The organism is Mesorhizobium sp. ArgA1 (genome assembly GCF_053714375.1).
In genome coordinates, this window is record NZ_JBSKBQ010000007.1 from 135,761 (window position 1) to 153,860 (window position 18,100).

13 protein-coding genes are annotated in these 18,100 nt (G+C 59.4%); 7 read left to right on the forward strand and 6 right to left on the reverse strand.

Annotated features, from left to right (window positions below; all coding sequences use genetic code 11):
- Positions 1 to 6: 6 nt before the first annotated feature.
- Entirely contained in the window at positions 7 to 621 is a 615-nt protein-coding gene (locus ACWGTI_RS17705) for a hypothetical protein (RefSeq protein ID WP_454588306.1), read from the reverse strand.
- 864 nt (positions 622 to 1,485) lie between these two features.
- Between ACWGTI_RS17705 and ACWGTI_RS17710 the strand changes: the two genes are divergently transcribed.
- Positions 1,486 to 2,523: a UDP-glucuronic acid decarboxylase family protein gene (locus ACWGTI_RS17710; RefSeq protein WP_454588307.1), complete on the forward strand. Its 1,038-nt coding sequence runs from the start codon at positions 1,486 to 1,488 to the stop codon at positions 2,521 to 2,523.
- On the forward strand, positions 2,524 to 3,603 hold the full coding sequence (galE, locus tag ACWGTI_RS17715) for a UDP-glucose 4-epimerase GalE (RefSeq protein ID WP_454588308.1): 1,080 nt from the start codon (positions 2,524 to 2,526) through the stop codon (positions 3,601 to 3,603).
- A gap of 172 nt (positions 3,604 to 3,775) precedes the next feature.
- On the opposite strand, the gene ACWGTI_RS17720 is transcribed toward galE, so the two are convergent.
- From ACWGTI_RS17720 to ACWGTI_RS17730, 3 genes are all read right to left on the reverse strand, one after another.
- Positions 3,776 to 4,342 (reverse strand): DUF995 domain-containing protein, encoded by a 567-nt coding sequence (locus ACWGTI_RS17720; protein ID WP_454588309.1) that lies wholly within the window; start codon positions 4,340 to 4,342, stop codon positions 3,776 to 3,778.
- Positions 4,343 to 4,571: 229 nt separating this feature from the next.
- A complete protein-coding gene (locus ACWGTI_RS17725; RefSeq protein WP_454588310.1) occupies positions 4,572 to 7,064 on the reverse strand; it encodes a sulfatase-like hydrolase/transferase in 2,493 nt (830 codons plus the stop codon).
- A gap of 272 nt (positions 7,065 to 7,336) precedes the next feature.
- Positions 7,337 to 7,855: a hypothetical protein gene (locus ACWGTI_RS17730; RefSeq protein ID WP_454588311.1), complete on the reverse strand. Its 519-nt coding sequence runs from the start codon at positions 7,853 to 7,855 to the stop codon at positions 7,337 to 7,339.
- 234 nt (positions 7,856 to 8,089) lie between these two features.
- Between ACWGTI_RS17730 and ACWGTI_RS17735 the strand changes: the two genes are divergently transcribed.
- Together ACWGTI_RS17735 and ACWGTI_RS17740 are read left to right on the forward strand one after the other, a co-directional pair.
- Positions 8,090 to 10,771, forward strand: coding sequence for a DUF6212 domain-containing protein (locus ACWGTI_RS17735; protein WP_454588312.1), 2,682 nt, complete (start codon positions 8,090 to 8,092; stop codon positions 10,769 to 10,771).
- 279 nt (positions 10,772 to 11,050) lie between these two features.
- A complete protein-coding gene (locus ACWGTI_RS17740; RefSeq protein ID WP_454577126.1) occupies positions 11,051 to 11,338 on the forward strand; it encodes a hypothetical protein in 288 nt (95 codons plus the stop codon).
- 38 nt (positions 11,339 to 11,376) lie between these two features.
- Here ACWGTI_RS17740 and ACWGTI_RS17745 read toward each other — a convergent pair whose 3' ends face one another.
- Complete coding sequence (locus tag ACWGTI_RS17745; protein WP_454588313.1) at positions 11,377 to 12,390, reverse strand: glycosyltransferase family 2 protein; 1,014 nt, start codon at positions 12,388 to 12,390, stop codon at positions 11,377 to 11,379.
- Positions 12,391 to 12,772: 382 nt separating this feature from the next.
- Here ACWGTI_RS17745 and ACWGTI_RS17750 point away from each other — a divergent pair, with 382 nt between their 5' ends.
- The gene (locus tag ACWGTI_RS17750; protein ID WP_454588314.1) at positions 12,773 to 15,811 is read left to right on the forward strand and encodes a DUF6212 domain-containing protein; all 3,039 of its coding nucleotides are present in this window, start codon (positions 12,773 to 12,775) and stop codon (positions 15,809 to 15,811) included.
- A gap of 89 nt (positions 15,812 to 15,900) precedes the next feature.
- Positions 15,901 to 16,677 carry an OmpA family protein gene (locus tag ACWGTI_RS17755; RefSeq protein WP_454588315.1) on the forward strand — a complete coding sequence of 259 codons (777 nt, stop codon included), beginning with the start codon at positions 15,901 to 15,903 and terminating at the stop codon, positions 16,675 to 16,677.
- A gap of 47 nt (positions 16,678 to 16,724) precedes the next feature.
- On the opposite strand, the gene ACWGTI_RS17760 is transcribed toward ACWGTI_RS17755, so the two are convergent.
- Complete coding sequence (locus tag ACWGTI_RS17760) at positions 16,725 to 17,384, reverse strand: TetR/AcrR family transcriptional regulator (RefSeq protein ID WP_454588316.1); 660 nt, start codon at positions 17,382 to 17,384, stop codon at positions 16,725 to 16,727.
- An 85-nt stretch (positions 17,385 to 17,469) separates the two neighbouring features.
- On the opposite strand from ACWGTI_RS17760, the gene ACWGTI_RS17765 reads away from it, so the two are divergent.
- On the forward strand, positions 17,470 to 17,931 hold the full coding sequence (locus ACWGTI_RS17765; protein ID WP_454588317.1) for a carboxymuconolactone decarboxylase family protein: 462 nt from the start codon (positions 17,470 to 17,472) through the stop codon (positions 17,929 to 17,931).
- Positions 17,932 to 18,100 lie beyond the last annotated feature (169 nt).

Sequence of the window (18,100 nt, forward strand, 5' to 3'; positions counted from 1 at the left end):
CCGCACTCACGTCGAGGAGCCCCTGCCCCAGCGCGGCGGTGGCGGCTTCGAGTTCGGGTTTTCCGGCCGGCTGCCGCCGAAACGCAACGAGAGCAGAAAACCGACTAGGCCGACGGCCATCAGCCCATAGCCGACCGGCCGGGCGCGGCTGTCGATCTCACCGGCGCCGGAGCGCAGCACCAGCTCCACCGCCCGCATCGGGATATCATCGGCATCGCCCGGGCCGACGGTGAAGAGATAGGCGCCGGGGCTGACGGTCGCGATCACGCCCGCCTCGTCGCGAAAGATCTTGTCGGGCAGCTGCGGGCTGACCTGGCGCGGATTGTCTGAATGGTTGAATTGCAGCGCCGACGCGAGCACCGTCTTGCCGGTAGTAGCCGCGGTCAAGGTCAAGACGGTGCGCTGCTGCGAGACGATGCGCTCGGCCCGCGCCGTCAGGTCGACCAGCACCCTGACCGGCGCATCGCTTGACGAGAGCGCCACTGTCACCGGCTTGAAGCGGCCCTGCTCGTAGACCCTGTAGCTGCCGATCTCGTGGCCGGAGAAATTCGTCATCGCCCAGGGATAAACGACGCCGACGGCGATACCGGCGAGCAGGATCAGGAAGAACAGAAAGCGCATTGAGAATAACCTGTGTGTTCTACCAATTGCCAATAACGCTCCAGGGATCAAAAGGCGATGGCTTGCGCAGCGGTCCTCGTCTGTCCACGACAAAGGATGATCGCCAAATGGATGTTTGTGCGGATTTGGCCAAAGCGAACTGCCGCCGTCCAACCGTATCGGCGTTATGTCCGCGTCACAACGCCGACGGATTTCTACCTATGCGCTCAAAAGCTATAGCTAAATTAGTAAAGTCTACATAAGTGGATGAACGCTGAATCTTTCCGCATAAGAATTTATCGACAAAGCGCGATGTAACAATATTCTCGATATTTCTAAAACTAAATTACTTTTAAATGTACTCTGATACGCGTGCGACTATTATTGGCTATCAGCTAGCCATTTCCACCTATATCTGAGGTTATCCCGCTGAATCTCTGGGCTTTGGTGTAAAAAACTCCTGAGTATTCCTATTTTTTGTTGATATATTTCCAATTTCGCGATCAGCCCTCGGGATGCAGCGACGGACGCTGCGACCCCATGATTAACCACTCCCAAATGATGACGGTTAACGATTCGCTAATTTAGTTGACTATGTTCCGCGCAGGTATATTTTCGATACGTTGGGATGTGCAATTTGGGCGAGTAGTGGGCGATGGTGGCACCAGACGCGTAACCGCGATTTCGGGGCGTATCGAATGCTGAACGGCAGCTAATAAGCCGCATAGCGTCGACCAACGAACCCAAAAAGCAATCGACAGACATCAGGAGTGACGATTCCGCAGAAGCGGAAGGTTTGTGACGTTCTCAGGAACGTCGCCGGGCAACGCTATGTCCCGGTCCGGCGGTAGCGTGCGCAGTGCGTAAGGGCGAAGGGGTTGGCGTATGGGTAGGACTGTCAATGTTCTGAAACTCGAGTCCGGGAACAGCCGAAGGGGCGGCAAGTCCAATCGGGGCCGGGCCCTGGTTGCCGGTGGGGCAGGATTTCTGGGTTCGCATCTGTGCGAGCGTCTGGTGCTGGATGGATACGAGGTTGTCGCACTGGACAATTTCCACACCGGCAAAAGATACAATCTCCATGCCCTCCTGCGCGATCCGCGATTTACGTGCATCGAGCACGACATTGTCGACGCACTGCCTTCGGATCTTCAGGTCGATGAAATCTACAATCTCGCCTGCCCCGCCTCCCCGCCGCATTACCAGGCAGATCCGATCCATACGTTCAAGACAAGCGTGCTTGGTTCGCTGAACCTGCTCGAGCTCGCGCGGCGGAACAATGCCAAGATATTTCAGGCTTCGACGTCCGAGGTCTATGGTGACCCCTTGGTTCATCCGCAGCCGGAAGGCTACTTCGGCAACGTCAACCCGCATGGTCCGCGATCCTGCTATGACGAGGGCAAGCGTTCGGCCGAGACGCTGTTCTTCGATTATTCGAGAATGTATGGCCTCGATATCCGCGTCGCGCGGATCTTCAACACCTATGGCCGCCGCATGCAACCAGACGATGGCCGCGTCGTGTCGAACTTCATCGTCCAGGCTTTGCACGGTGACGACCTGACCGTCTACGGCAGCGGCCAGCAGACACGTTCATTCTGCTACGCGGACGACCTGATCGAGGGCTTCATCCGGCTGATGAACGCACCGAGCGCACCGCAGCACCCGGTCAATCTCGGCAACCCTACCGAATTCACCATTCTGGAGTTGGCAACACAGGTGATCGAATACACCAACTCGCGGTCGAAGATCGTGCATCGGCCGCTGCCCGTCGACGATCCCAAGCAGCGCAAGCCCGACATCTCCTTCGCCCGGAAAAATCTTGGCTGGGAGCCAAAAATCAGCCTGAGCCAGGGGCTCGCCCATACCACGGCGTATTTTGACGCCCTGCTCTACTCGAGCCGGCCCGTCAAAGAAGCTGCGATGTAAATGAGCCGGCCGGCAATCCTGGTGACGGGCGGAGCCGGATACATCGGCAGCCACACCTGCAAGCTGTTGTCAGCTGCCGGCTACCTGCCCGTCGTCTTCGACAATCTGAGCCGCGGCAACGAGAGATCCGTTGCCTGGGGGCCGCTTGTCGTTGGCGATATCCGGGACCTGAACGCGCTGCAGCAGGCGATAAGGACCTATCAGCCGAAAGCGATAATCCACTTTGCAGCGCTGGCCTATGTCGGCGAGTCTGTTCATGAGCCCGCGGGGTATTATTCGACCAATGTGTCGGGCACCATCGCGGTGCTTGATGCGGCGCGCGCCAGCTTGATCGAAAACATCATCTTTTCAAGCAGCTGCGCGACATACGGTGTGCCCGAAACACTGCCCATTCGCGAGACCTCGGCGCAAAATCCAATCAGCCCCTATGGACGGACCAAGCTGATGGGCGAGCAAATCATCAGGGACTATGCCTCCGCCTACGGAATGAAATATGCGATCCTGCGCTATTTCAACGCTTGCGGCGCCGATCCGGAGGGCGAACTCGGCGAATGGCACACGCCGGAAACGCACCTGATCCCGCGAGTGCTCATGGCTGCATCCGGCACGATCGACGAGATCGAGGTTTTCGGCACGGACTATGACACTCCGGATGGCACCTGCGTGCGCGACTACATTCATGTCAGCGATCTGGCGCGCGCGCATCTGAGGGCTCTGATGCATCTGGAGGCGGGAGGCGAAAGCCTGTCAGTCAATCTCGGCACCGGACGCGGGGTGTCTATCAAGGAGATTCTCCAGGCGGTCACCCGGATGACGTCAAAATCGGTTCCGGCCGTCTTCAGGTCCCGGCGGCCGGGAGACCCGGCAGAGCTCTACGCCGACCCGGCCAGCGCACGCGAACATCTCGATTTCATGCCGGAACTTTCCGACATCGATACGATCGTCAGGACAGCCGCACCATTCTTCGGACTGGAGGCTGCCGCGTCCACAATTCCGATGCCGACGCCGAAGCGCCGGCGGGCAACTGCGCCAGGCACGCCAAATGCATCGGAAAGCAATACCAGCTCGCAAAGCTGGTAGCAGTCGTCCCGTTTGTCGTGTGTCGGGACGTGGGCTCGCTGAGGTGAGTGAGGGCTTCTCAGCGAACCTTTGATACGGCTCAGAACCTGAAACCAAAGCACGTCAACGCGCTTATCCTGTTCTTCATGCATGCCGTTGTCCCAAAATCGCTGCGCGCTTTGGGCCGCATGCATCAACTCCTGGAATCGATCAGGCTACGGATCTGGTCAAACTGCGCGCCCTTGGTGTCGCCTTCCTCGAATTTCCGTTGCTCGTCGGAAGGGTCGTCCGGAGAGTGCCTGAAACTGTACCAGGCACCGTCCGGATCCCTGCGCTGCTGGAGAGTCCCACCCCGGATGCGGTGGCTGAAACACGTGCGAATCGGCGCCGCGTAGCCCTTGGACCGCCAGACGAGATCCATGCACATCTTGCCATCGTTGCTCAGATGCCATCTGCCTTCGCCGACAGAAGCCGTGTCCTGCCCTGAGGTCCAGGCCCGGACCGGTCGATCCTTCTGTCCGAAATAGGCCGCTCCGTTATCCCATATCCACGTGCGGTCGGCATAAACAAGCTGAAGTTCGAAAGCCGTCGGGACGGTAACGGCAGGTCCGCTGTCTTCGGCACCAGTTGCGTGCGCGGCTCCGCAAAGCGCCATCTGGCACCAAATGGCCAGGAGGGGCGCAAGCGGGACACGCCAGGCGAGTCGATGGCGCCTCGCCCCGCTCACTGATTCAGATGGCAATCCGGTCTGGGTCGTCATGCCGAGCGATCGCATTCTATGTTCGCTTCCCAAGCGGGCGCAGACCAGCCGAGTATACCGCAAGAACGGGCCCGGTCCGTCCTGCGCTGACAAGTGGCTCCATGCCACAACCATCAGTATTTCGCATGCTATTGACTGCCGCGCGAAGATGTCAACCGGAAGCGCCGACAGTATCTGTCACGGCGCGCACGGGCTGTAAATCGAGGACGACGGTCAGGCACGCGGCACGCTATACGCATCCCTCGACGAAGGGACCGCTGACCCATAGCGAGCCGTTGCTGTACATAGCAGTCCCGTTGTCGTCGGTGTAGCCATGAGACTGCTCGTCGACATGCAGCCTGGCGTTTGGCACCAGCTGACCGTTCACCTTGACGCTCTTGATGAACAGGTTGCGATCACCTGGCTTGCCCTCTCCGCCCCACAGGTCGTTGATATAGCGAAGCTCGATTGTCTTCGGGTTCGGCACGCTGCTGAGATCGATGTGGAACGGCTTGGACTCGGTTGACGCCTGCATTAGCTCCGCCACGGCGGCTTCGGGCGTCGATGCGACGCTTTCCTTGCCCGGGACGTCGATCTCGGCGACGGTCTTTCCGTCGACCAGCACGTCGAACCGAGGCGCGCCCTGGAGATTAATGCCGGCAGCGTCGACCTCCAGACTGGTGATGGTGCAACGTCCTGTGTCTTTCGCCGCCGCGGCCACCAGGTCGGCCACGCGCTGCCTCTGCGATTGCACCCATCCGGCGATGGGCTGCAGCAGCGCGTTTCGGTCGCCGGTATCGACCTTGAAGAGGTTGGTTCGTTCACCGGAATCGGCCTTGAGGTCGTATTCCTCCACCTTGCCGGTGGTCGCGTTGAAGATGACCTTTCGATCGTTCTCGCGATAGCCGAACAGGAAACCGGCCCAGGGATTGAAGAAGAAGGTCTTGTTTGGCCGTTGCTCGCTGAACAGGCTGCGCCCCTGCCACTGCTTCGGCAGCGGGAGTCCGAGTATGTCGAAGATCGTCGGGGCGATATCGACGATGCCGCCGACCGGGTGCGCAACGTCGTCATGAAAGAGATACTTGTTGATCATGATGAGCGGGATGTGGATGTTTTCCTCGTAGATCGCGCTGGCATGAATGTAGTCGCCATGCTCCCCGAACGCCTCGCCATGATCGCCCAATATCACCACGAGCGTCGAATCGAGCTTGCCGGACTGCTTGAGCGATTCAAGGATTTCGCCAAGCGCCGCATCGCCGACCTTCAGGGCGTTGAGATAAGCATTGAATTTCTGGTCATCCGAGTAGTGGATCAGCGTGTTGCCATCGGAGGACGGCGCCATCTTCGAAAACATCGGGCTGTCGGTGATGTAGGGATAATGGGTCATCGCCGTGAACATTATGCCGAAGAAAGGTTTTCCCGCGTCCTTGTTCATCCAGTCGATGATCGACTGCGCCGTGCAAAGATCACTGTTGTAGTCCATGTTCTTCCACTGCTCGGAGCTGAGCTTGAAGGTCGGGGTACCGCATTTCTGCCCCCGGTAGTCCTGGATCACATCCAGTCCCTTGTTGAGGAAAAACTCATCGACCCGCTGGAATCGGGAATCCGCGCTCCAGAAAAACCCTGTACGGAAATTGTTCCTGGACAGGACGTTTGAGATCGAGTCCAGTGGCAGATAAGGATACCTGGTGGTCATGCCATAGTATGAAATGTCGTTGTACATAGAGGTGAGCAGAGAGAATATCGAGTAATGCGTGGACGGTGCGTGCGCATATACGTTGTCGAATCGTATGGAGTCCTTCGCATAATTCTTGATATTCGGTGTGACCGGATACTTGCCGCCAAACGTCTCGATGTATTTGGTTGGCACCGACTCCATCATGAAAATCAGCACGTTCTTGACCGGGTTTGGCGTCGGCGCCTTGAAGGTCGACGTTTCCGGCGGACGCTCGCCGACGCTCGCGACATCCGGGTCATTGGTATTGGCATTCATTGTCAGCACGACCGGCGTTGGACTGAGCACAGCCGATTCAACAAAATACAGGATCGGATTGACGATCTCGGCCGCCGGCAACGCCTGCGCACGCACGTGGTATCCGGTGCCGGCGATGGCCGCGCCGACACAGACAACGAGCACGCCCAGAAAGGCCCCGTAGCCAGCGGCGCTCATCAGCCGCTGGCACAAGCTGGCCGCGGCATAGCCAAGGATGAGCACCAGGATGACGGACCCGGAAAGGGTCGCGAAGTCCTTGATATTGAGCGCGTCGCCCATCGCGTTCCTGGCATCGGCATTCTGCAAGAAGTCGCCATAGACCAGCCACTGGAACGTGAACGGTTCGCCCAGCATCTTGACGAGATTGATGTTGGCAAACCCCCAGCCCAGAGAGACCAGGACAGCAACATAGAAGAGGAAGACAACGATTGCCGAGCCGAGACGGCTGGCCTTTGCCAGGAAAAGCAGGATCAGAGTCACCACGGTCAGGGACGCAACGACAATCAGGTCGTAGTAGCTTGACGCCAATCCTTGGGGGATGGCCCCCAAAAGACCTGGAAAAGTCGTTTGCGGATCAACGATTGCGCTGCGGTAGACACCCAAAAGCAGCCAGGACAACAGGCCCGTGCAAATGATCCGCAGGCTCCTGCGCCGAAAGCGCAAATCCTTCGACGAAGCCGTCCCCGCCTTCGATTCCATAAGGCCGCTCTCAGGTCGGCTCGCCGACCCCGTACCGCCGCCGATGCTCATACAACTACCCGCCGCCAGTTTGCGTTTCGGCCCAAACCACGGCCGATAGCCTTCAAACCCCCACCCGCAGAATCGGCTGGCGCTAAAAAAGAGTCAACAAAATCAAGTTTGCGTTAACCAAGCCTCTTGAGAACTGGTTAACCGAACGCATTGAACGGCGATGTGTTTGGCCAAGTGAGCTGTTCAAACAACTGTGCACCCGCCGTATGAATCGGCGACGGCGGGCGCTGTGGAGCACCCGCCGTCGTGATGTTTCAGTACCGCGTCAGCAATCAGCCGCCACGCAGACGCGTCGGGCTCAGGCTCGCGACGGTCATGCCCCGCTGCTCGGAAGGACACGTCGGCAGAAATCGGCTCGCATCCGCGTAAGTCATGGTCGCGATGGAGCTCTTCAGCCCCCCACGCTTTGCGATCCAGCCGCGAACCCAGCCAGGGTAGTTTTTCATCATGAAATTGGCGGCCACCTGATTGCCCCGCGCGGAAACGCCATATGGCAGGTGGAAGCCGAACGACGCGCTCTGCGTGATGCACACCTTGCTCCTGGGCATCGACAGATAAAGCGTGCAGGCCGAGTCGCACGAACCGTTGAACCGCACAAAAGTGCCGCTGCGGCGCATTTTCAGCGCACGGATGGCATAGTCGATCACATAGCCGCCGCGGTCGCCACTGATGGTCTTAACGTTGGCCGTGCCAAGGCTGATGCGCGGTCGCAGCAATTCTCCTGCGGAGCTTGCCGAGACCAGAGCGCCCATCAAACCGAGCGCACCCAGAAACTTCATTATCGTTTTCATTTGCGCCTCCTGCTATGCGTCAATGACTAGCTGGGAGGCGTAAAGATTGAATATTCCGCGTCGCTAAAGTTGTATCAGTCGATTGATTGTGCAGCCGTTTCAGGACCTGATTGACGATTGGGTTTACCAATGGCGCAGAAGGATGATCACTAAAAAGTAAACCCGGCGCGGGCATCGTTGCGGATCGACTGTGCTGCGGAGCGCACTCGGCGGAATTGGATCAGAGGAAGTCGAATGGCCGTTGGTGGCAAGGAGCGGAGGCCGGCAAAGGAAGGCAAGCCTCGCCGCGTCTGCGTCGTGACAAATGTAATCGATTCCGGTGGCGAGGACGGCGCCATGGTCGAACTGGCCCGGCTTTTCGCCGAAGATGGCGACGACGTCACCCTGCTATGGGTTCCAGGCAGGATTGCTCCAGCGCAGGAGGCAGCGCACCACCGCGACCTGGAGGCGGCCTCGGTGCGACTGGAAATTCTCGACAAGTCCGATCAGTTGCTTCCTTCGCTGGCGACGCCCGAGAGCCGGTCCGCCGCTGTGCTGCATTATCTCGAACGTTCCGGCCACGATTTGGTCTACGCGCCGCTTGAGGGCGGGTTGCCTTACTACACGCTGTTGGCGGTCGAGACTGCGGCCTTTGCCGCGCCGCCGATCGTGGTCGTCGCCCACGCTCCGGAAGAATGGGAACATGAAGCCGACAAGGCCTTCATGGACAGCACCGAGGCGATTGCCGTCGCCTACATGGAGAAATACTGCGCCGAGATGGCGAACAGGACGATCTGTGTGTCGGCAGCCTTGCGACAGTGGATGTTGTCGAAGGGCTGGAAGGTGAAGAAGGCGATCGTGACGCCGATGTTGCTGTTGCAGGATCGTCTCGCTTCAGCCGGAGCGCGGCCGCCGATTGCGACGAGAAGCGCCAGAGAACTTGCCGTCTTGGCCGGATGGCGCTTCCGCGATGGCCTGACGCTGCTTTGCGACGCGCTCGACATCATCGCGCCAACAGCGCCAAAAGAGCTGACGGTCACCGCATTCGGTCCATTCGGAAAGATCATGGGCGAGCACAGCGGTGGACTGCTTCTCAGACGCGCCGAGCGGTGGCCGTTCAAGCTCAACCTGTTGGCGCACGCAAGCCCCGCCGCAAAGCTCGACTACGTCGCGCGGAGCGGCGCGCTTGCCGTCATTCCCGCCCGCGCCGCATCGACGGGTGGCACTGTTGCCGCATGTATCGAGGCGGGACTGCCTTTCGTTGCGACCAATGTCGACGCGAACGCCGAGATCTGGAATGCGCAGGCGGGGCAACCGCGGCTGGTCGATCCTGACGCCGTCGCATTGGCGCTGGCGATTTTAGCGGCGCTCAATGACCCGCCTTGCCCGCAGCCCGCCGACAGGCTGAGCCAATGTCGGCAGTCCTGGCTGGATACGCGCAATTTGCCGACGCCGGCCAAGCGCAGACGCGTCCACAAAAGTGCCGGGCCATCACCCCTGGTCTCTGTTGTCATGGCCCATCGCAACCGGCCACTCTATCTGAAACAGGCAATCGCGGCGATCGAAGCGCAGACCTACGATCACCTGGAACTGGTTCTGGTCGACGACGGAAGCGACCTCGACGAAGCAAGGCGATTGCTGGATACGCTGGAGCCGACCTTCCGTCAGCGCGGATGGAATATCCTGCGCCGACCGCACAAGCATCTCGGCGCGGCGCGAAATGCCGGCATCCGCGCTTCGCATGGCGAGTTGATCCTGTTCGCCGACGATGACAACGCGCTGTTTGCGGAGGCCGTCGATCATTTCGTGCGTGCGATGGCTACATCGGATGCCGACATCTGCACTGCGTTCCAACTGATCTTCTACGAGGATTTCGTGCCGGAGGATCGCGCCGACGGGCTGATCCAGTACCTGCCTCTGGGTGGTCCCGACGCGCTCGGCCTGATCCATAACGTCTACGGTGACGCGAATGCGATGATACGCCGATCTGTGTTCTCGCAGATCGGGTTCTTGATCGAGAAGCCCGACTACGCCATGCACGACTGGGAATTCTTTGCGCGAGCCTCTCTGGCAGGTCTCAAGATCAGGACGATTCCAAAGCCGCTATATTGGTATCGCTCGAAACCGGATGGAATGTTCCGGCAGTCGAATTGGTACGACAACCGGCTTCCCGTCCTGGAGGCGTTCAGGTCGAGCCAATCCGATGACGTCCGCCTGCTGCATCATCTGGCCATCGCCCAGAACACGCACCGGTCCGAAATTGAGAGTGGCCGCGAAAATCTGAAATACACCCCCGGCAATCGAAAATATCTGGAGCTGTGCGACATCGAACCGAACAGCAATACAGCCGTAGAGAAACTTGCGAGCATTGCTGGGTCGATCGGCCGTCCCGATACGGCTGCAACCTTGCTTGGACGCCCCGCCGTCACATACCCCAATGCCCCGGATTGTCCTGATGCTAGCGGCAGTTCGATCATCCTCGACCACGACATACTGAGGAGCGCACGGTTGCTTACCCCACGCGTCTCGGCTCTCCCGCTGCTGCTTGTCGCACCGGATGACGGCGGGGTGTTCTTGCGTCCGCATGCGGACGGCGCGGTCGCTGCATCGCTTGATCATCAATTTCCAGCCTTCTTCCGCAAGGTGGAAGCAACCGTTGAAATCGCTCATGCCGATGCGCCGGCGATGGATTTCGGTCTGGCCCTTGCTCGCCCCGACCAAACCATAGATTGGCAACAGGACATTGGCGCGCAAACGATTGCCTTTTCGGGCTGGATGAGCATCGATGACAGATTTGTGCGTCATTCCTTGGTGGCAGCGCTTCGCACACGACGGAAGATGCCGCTTTCGATCGTTCTCGCCGTTCGCTTCACCGGAACGTTCAATGGTTTTCCGACCAATGCGTTTTTCCGCAAGCTGACCCTGTTCAGCGACTAAAGCTATTCCAGGAAAAGTGTGAAACCGTTTTCCCGGGAAAAGCGCATAGCGCTTTCCCTTGGGAATTGCGTCAAAACAAGAGCGGTTTGCCGTTTCCGTGAAACGGTGAACTGCTCCAGCGGCGATCCAACCAAGCAAATGAAATTCCCGAGCTCCAGCGAAGCCCGGTCCGGTCAACTGCGCGCGTTAACCATGTTGGCCGAACCTTGCCAGAATGGTTGACAAAACGTTAACAGATGCTAATATTTTCAGTGGGTTGTTTTGTGTGTGGGGTGTGTTATGCGCAAGGTTCATTCGTTGCTTTTGGGCGGACTTAGTCTGCTTGGGTTGAGTGTCGCTTTCACCGGCGCGGCACAGGCGAAAATCGACGTTGGCGTCCAGGAAGCCGAGCTTGCCTGCGAGCAGGCCCTCAAAATCGGCACCATCGAGGCGCTTGAGGATTATCTGCACCGTTACCCAGATGCTCCGTCAGCCTGCAAGGCGCTTGCGCTCAACAGTTTGGGCCAGTTTGGGCCAGAAGGTGGGGACCCGAAGGGTGGTGACGGTGGCCACCGCTACGGCGGATAAGCACGGGTCGGATTTTTCACTTCAACAATTCGGGCACATCAGGTGGCCTTGTCACTGCGCTGATGCGATGTGGCCACGGTTGATACGAATCCGGCATAGCGCTCCGAGGTTTTCATCCAACCAAGCTCCACGAGTTGCGCGGCGTCACCGCGATAGCGGACAGACCTCTGGTTTCGGAGCGCCAGTTTTGGATCGCGCTCCAGGGCTTCCATGTAGGCGGCGCGCTCTTCGAGCGTCTTTTCCTTGAGTTGCGCATTTTCACTCAGAGACGACGCCGATTTCTGGCGGAAGCCCCAGACGAATTTGAAGTGCAGCAATGCGACGCGGAGTTCGCTGAACCGCACCTTGCTGATTGTGTGCTGTGCGACGTGATAGTGCGTGCCCCGCCCCCATTTTACGATCGGCACCTTTGTCAAGCACGGGGGAAAGGTTTGCTTGAACCGGCCGTGCCAGAAGACCCGTTCCCTCACGCCACCGAACATCTGCTCCGGTGGATACATTCCGTCGCGGGCGCGCAGCCACCCTGGCTCCGGGTCGAAGTAGGGTGAAGCTTCAACAAGCGAGATCGTGCCGTCATAGCTGTATTCGGCCAACGGGCCGTCGGCATACATGTCGATCATCGAGCCTATCACGGCGTCCGCGCCGGTCGAATCGAGATAGCTGCAAAGCTGCCCCAGGTTGACCCGTTCAAAATCGGGATAGACGAGAAGCTCGTCAGCGTCGATCGAAAGGCACCAATGGCCGGTGCCGAACACATTCATGAGCGTGTTGATCCATCGCGGCGGATCGATGTTTTCAGCGAAATGCGATCCTTCCGTGTGGAAGCAGTGGCTGTCCGGCTGCTCTAGGATCAGTTCGCGCGTCCCGTCCGTGGAACCATTGTCCAGGAAGAAAAACCGATCGACGCCAAGGCCGCGGTAATGGTCGAGAAGTTGCGCTAGCAGCTTCGCTTCGTTGCGCAGCCCGACAAAGCACAAGATCTCGCCATCGCTCACGTCGATCGGCCGGTCGTCCAGTCGCGCGAGATGTTTTGGGGATCGAAGTTCAACCATCCGAACGTCATCAAACCAGTTTGCGCGAAAGGCAGGTGCCCGCGAGACGATTATCAAAGTATTATCCAACTGTTGGCAAGACTGTTTCGAACGAAGCGGACTGACAAGGGGGGACTCGTTGAGCGTTGGTTCCAAGGCAGGCGCTATGCCTAGGGGCAAGCGACAGGCAAGCCAGAAGCCTCGCAATGTGTGTGTCGTTTCGGAGGTTGAGTTCGGCTCGACGGTGACTGGCGATCACGGGTCGGTGACCTACGCGCTGGCGCAGCATCTGGCGGGAACCGGTGACACCGTGACCCTGCTTTGGGCGCCGAGCCCGCTCGGCAGCCAGCCCGATGATCAGGAAATCGCCAGGCTGGGCAAATGGTGCTTCGACAATTTCCTTGTGCGGCTCGAATTGTTGCCGCAGTCGCCCGAGTTGCTGCGCGGCATGGATTCCAGCGACAAGAACTCATTGGCCGTCTACCACTACCTCAAGCAGAATGCATTCGACGTCGTCTATTTTGCACTTGAAGGCGGACTGGCGCATTTCTCTGCCCTTGCGAAGCGCACAGGCGTCTTTCCCGACCCTCCTGCGATCGTCGTGCTCGCGCATGAGCCGCTTATGTGGAAGCTGGAAGCCAATTCCCGGGCGGTCGAACGAAAAGAGCAGATGACCGTCGCACACATGGAAAAGATGTCGGCCGAGACGTGCGACCACCTTGTCATCGCTGGCCAGTCGCTGCTCGACTGGATGGCCAAGGCGGCATGGAAGCTGCCCACCAGCCGTCACATTGCTGCGCCCTTGGAGCCGGAGGAGTGGCGTTCGAACTTCGCTGTCGATCACTACAGGCCGCGGGAGCGGCCCGCCGCCGAAGTGGTTCATTTCTCAGGCACCGAGGCGCGTGATGGCCTGACGCTGTTCTGCGATGCGCTCGATCGTCTGGCCGACAGCGGTGTCACCGATCTGACAGTGACGGTTGTCGGCGCGTTTGGTCATGTCCTGGGCGAGCATTCGGGCGGCATGATCGTTCGGCGTGCACGGCAATGGCCGTTCAAATTGAAGCTCCTGCCCATTCGAGATGAGCCTGATATCTACAGATACCTGCGGCAGAGTCATGCTCTGGTGGCGATGACGCACTCGGCGGCTCAGCTCCCGCTGGAAGTGATGACGTGCCTCGACGAAGAGATTCCGTTCGTCGCCACGGATGTCGGCAGCATTCGTGACGTGCTCCATCCGAAGTCAGCTGATGCCGTCCTGATGGCGGCGTCAGCTTCCGCAATCGCGGCCAAGATTGCGTCTGCGTTGGAAAGCCGATCGTTCGGTCCGGCAAAGCCCCTGCAAAAACGGGAAGCGCGCGAGAAAGCCTGGAGCAGGCTGCACGCAATATTCGCCGGTGATCCCGCTAAGGTCTCCAGCCGCAGCCGGAGCCGGCCACCGCTCGTTTCGATCATAACGGCGCACTACAACCGGGCGCGCCTGTTGCCGCAGGCGATTGCCTCGGTTCGACGCCAGGACTATCCCAACATCGAATTGATCGTCGTCGATGACGGCAGCACCGATCCCGATGCAATTAATCTGTTGGCGGAGCTCGAACCGGAGTTCGAGCAGCGAGGCTGGCGGATCATCCGGCAGAAGAACGGCTTTCTCGGCAAGGCGCGCAACACGGGAATCCGCGCCGCCAAGGGTTCGCTGATCCTGTTCCTGGACGACGACAACGTTCTGTTCCCAAACGCCGTCAGTACGTTCGTCGCCGGCATGCAAAACTCCGGCGCCGACATCTGCACAACCTTCGCCAAGTGGCTCAACGAGCCCTTCGTGCCGCCGGACACCAAGAGCGGCTACATGCTTTACTTTCCGGTCGGCGGACCTACGGACATCGCCTTGCTCAACAATCCGTATGGCGATGCCAATGCGATGTTCCGGCGTGAGGTGTTCGACAAGATAGGTTACCTGAACGAAGAGCGGGGGTTTTCCGCAAGCGATTGGGAGTTTTTCCTTCGCGCAGACCTGGCAGGTCTGGAGATCGTCCCCGTCCCGGAGCCGCTCTATTGGTACCGGTCGGCACCGACGGGGATGAATCGCAATGCCGAGTGGCTGAGGAACCGCAAGCCGATCATCGCTGTCTTTCGAAAGCATAGATTCGCGAAAACGGACATGTTCGTGCAGCTCGGCATCAGCTCGAACACCGACAATCATGAGAAGGAGCTCAACCTCTGGAATTTGGAACTGCGCGTCAACGACGAGCGGTATCTCAGGTTGAGTACGGGTCCCGCCAATACCCCGGACGCAATGCAGTTGCTGGCCGAGATCGCGGCACGCGAAGGCAGGGCTGATACCGCAATTTCGCTTCTCGCCCATGCCGGGCGAACCGACTTCGCCCTGGGTGTGGTCGAAATACTCAACGCGGCGACCGAAGAGACCGTGCCGGAGCTGCATTCCTCCCTTTACCGCGAGCAGTATCTTTCCGCCGAGCCCATGCGCCTGGCTCATGTCAGTTCGTATCCGGATGCCGATCCGGACCTGCTGAGCTATGTCGAACAATCGCCGGACCAATTGTTCCTCGAAGCCAAGGGCAGCAATGTCACCATGGCTGTGCTGAAAGGCGCCTGCCCGCCGGGCGCCATAGGCGCGAGTTGTTGGGTTTACCTCGACGAGGAGCTGACGGGCTCTGCGCAGTTTCAGCTCGCGATCGTGGACGCAGAAAACCAGACCACAAGCGATCTCGCGCAGCTGCTTGAGGAAGGGAGCGGGAGCGGTTGGGCTGATGTAAGCCGACGGCACGAGGCGCGTGAGATAACGGCGACCGTTAGTTCGCCATCAACCGGCCGACGCGATTTGTTGTTTGCAGTCAAATGCGGCGGCAGCCGCCCGGACGCGCGCGTCCTCGGCGGCTTTTCGAGCGTCCAGATACGCCATGTCGTTTCGACCGATGCGAGGCGCCCGCGCCTCAACGCACCGCAACAGCGCCAACGCACGCGTCGAATGACCAATGATGAACTGAAGCGTGCGACGCTTGTGACCAACTATCCGTCCGAGCTGCCGACGCTGCTCATCGCCGCTGACAATGGCGGCATATTCCTGCGGCCGAACACGCATGGCCCGGTTGTTGCCGCCCTCAATTCGGCTTTCCCGGCCTTTGCCAGAAGTGTCATCGCGACGGTGGAGATCGCTCACGATGACGCATCCCCGTTCGAGTTCGCCATGGCGCTGGGCAGGCAGGAAGAAAAACTCGTGTGGAAACACGATGCTCCTGTCGGCGCCTTGTCCTTCTCCGGATGGACGCGCGTTTCGAGACCTTTCGAACTGCATGACTTGAAAGTTTCGATCCGGGAGATAGATCGCAAGTGGCTGACGATCTATCTGGCAATCCGATTGCCGCGCGGGTCGAAGCCGATGCCGTCCAATGCTTTCTGGCGCAAGTTGTTGTTGCTGTGGGACTGACATGCAGGCGTCGTCGGTCGCGAGAACGTTACCTTGTCGAAGCACTGAATGCGATACTAAACTGAGCAAGTCCAGGAGGTGCCAAGAAGATGAAGAAGTCATTCAGTCTTGTTCTGGCCCTTATTATCCTTGTCGGCAGCGCAGTATTTTTCGGTGCGATCGCCCAGGAACGCGACGTGGGGCCGAAATGCGTCCAGTGGAACTCATACCGCGTCCTGTTCAATAAGGGCGTCGGCACGATATCCGAAGAATCCGCGAAGGCCTTGGCGGCCTTCATAAAGGATGCTGGGAACGATTGCGGCTACCGGCTCTACGCAACGGCGAGCAAGGAAGGCAACTACAACAAAGCCTACGACATCGCTGGTCGCAGGCTCGATGCAACCGGCGATTTTCTCAAGGCGCAAGGCGTCAAGCCCGAAATGGTGCTGGCGCTTTCGCATTGGGTTGATGACGGCGCCGCCAATACCAATACGGCGCGGAGCGCGATACTGTACACGCTGCCAAAGCAAGGAATATCGTGCCGGCAATATGAGAAGCGCAGCCCTGTGCAGGTCGACCTGTTTTTCTACAGCCAGTCCTACGTGATTTCACCGCGGATCAAGGCTGACCTTGAGAAGTTCGCCGCCAGCATCCGAGACTCACGTTGCAATGTCGAACTGACGGCTTTTGCGGCTGCGGAATTCACCGGAGCCAACGCCGCAAAGACGAACAAGGAACTGGCCAAGCAGCGCGCGAAGGCGATCGAGGATATCTTGACCGCGGCCGGGATCGACAGCGACCGTCTGGTGGACACGCACGTCGAGTATGTCGGCGACCAGAAGCCGAACGTCGTTGGCAGCCGTCTGGCAACCGCATCGCTGATGTAACGGCTCGCGAAATCTGGATTGGCCGGCGCCTTTCGGACGCGCCTTGCCTACCTTGTGTTGGCGCTGTCGCGCAGGCGTTCCATCTCATCCAGCAGCATGTCGAGGCCGAGCTCGAATGTCGCGTCGAATTCGGCGGTGCCGAAATAGCGTCCGGCGGCCATGACTTTGGGAAAATCGCGCGCCAGTTGCTCGTCGCTGACCGTGCTGACCGCGGACGGACCCGTAGCATAGCCTGATGTCTCGTCGAGGATGGCGCCCATAAGGTAGTATCCGGCAGTGCGGAATAACCGCGCCCCCAACTCGGTGCCGAAGCCGCCGGCTTCGAACAGACCGATAACGCTGTTTAGCCAGGCAAGGCAGGTTGGCGAATTCATCCGGTAGGTAACGAGGAACGGCGCAAACGCCGGATGCTCGCGGCCGACGCGGCGGAAATCCTGCATGGCCATGCGCATCCTTTGCCGCCACGGCAGGCCGGCGTCGGGGATTTCGAGCGCACCGACCAGCCGGTCGACCAGCGCTTCGTGCAGATGCGCCAGCGAGGGGAAGTGATGATAGATGCTCATCGCCTCGCAGCCGAGCGCGGCAGCGAGCTTGCGCATCGAAAAACCGGCAAGCCCTTCCCGCTCAATCACCTCGAAGGCGGCATCCTCGATCATCTGTCGGGAGAGCCGGCCACGTGTTCGCGTTTTTTTGATCGGTGAGTCCATGGCGCTGCTTGACAACTTACACTGTAAGGTTCACGGTCCGCACGACCTTACACCGTAAGGCTAACGAACACCAGAGGAGAAAAACATGTTTGCCACGCTTTCATCGAGCCATTCCCGCGTTCCGTCGCTGCTCGCGGCCGCTGCTTGCGCGCTGACCTTGACGCTCGCCGCCCCGGCCCACGCCGATGACTATGATGCGACCATCAACGACATCCAGTCGACTATGGGCGGCGTACCGAGCTTCGTGAAGCAATTCCCGAAGGCTGGTCTGCCCGGTGCATGGGCCGAGGTCAAGGCTATCGAGCTCAGCGACAAGACGGCGCTGCCGCCGAAGGTCAAGTCGCTGATCTCGTTGGCGGTGGCGGCACAGATCCCGTGCAATTACTGCGTCTGGGCGGACACCCGGGACGCCAAGCGTGCCGGCGCGACCGACGAGGAAATCCAGGAGGCGGTTGCGATGGCGGCTCTGACCCGCCACTGGAGCACCATCTTCAACGGCATGCAGGTCGATTTCGACACGTTCAAGAAAGAGATGGGCGGCGAGTAGCGCCGATTTGGCCAGCACACAGCCGGCATGATGCGTCATCGACGTGCCATGTCGGCGGCTTCGATGGCGGCGTGCTCCACATCGCGCCAATTGCATCGGGACGTTGTCAACACCGCCGATTTCGCGCAAGCCTGAGTGGGAGAGTCGCGATGGACGGGCGGGCTTGATG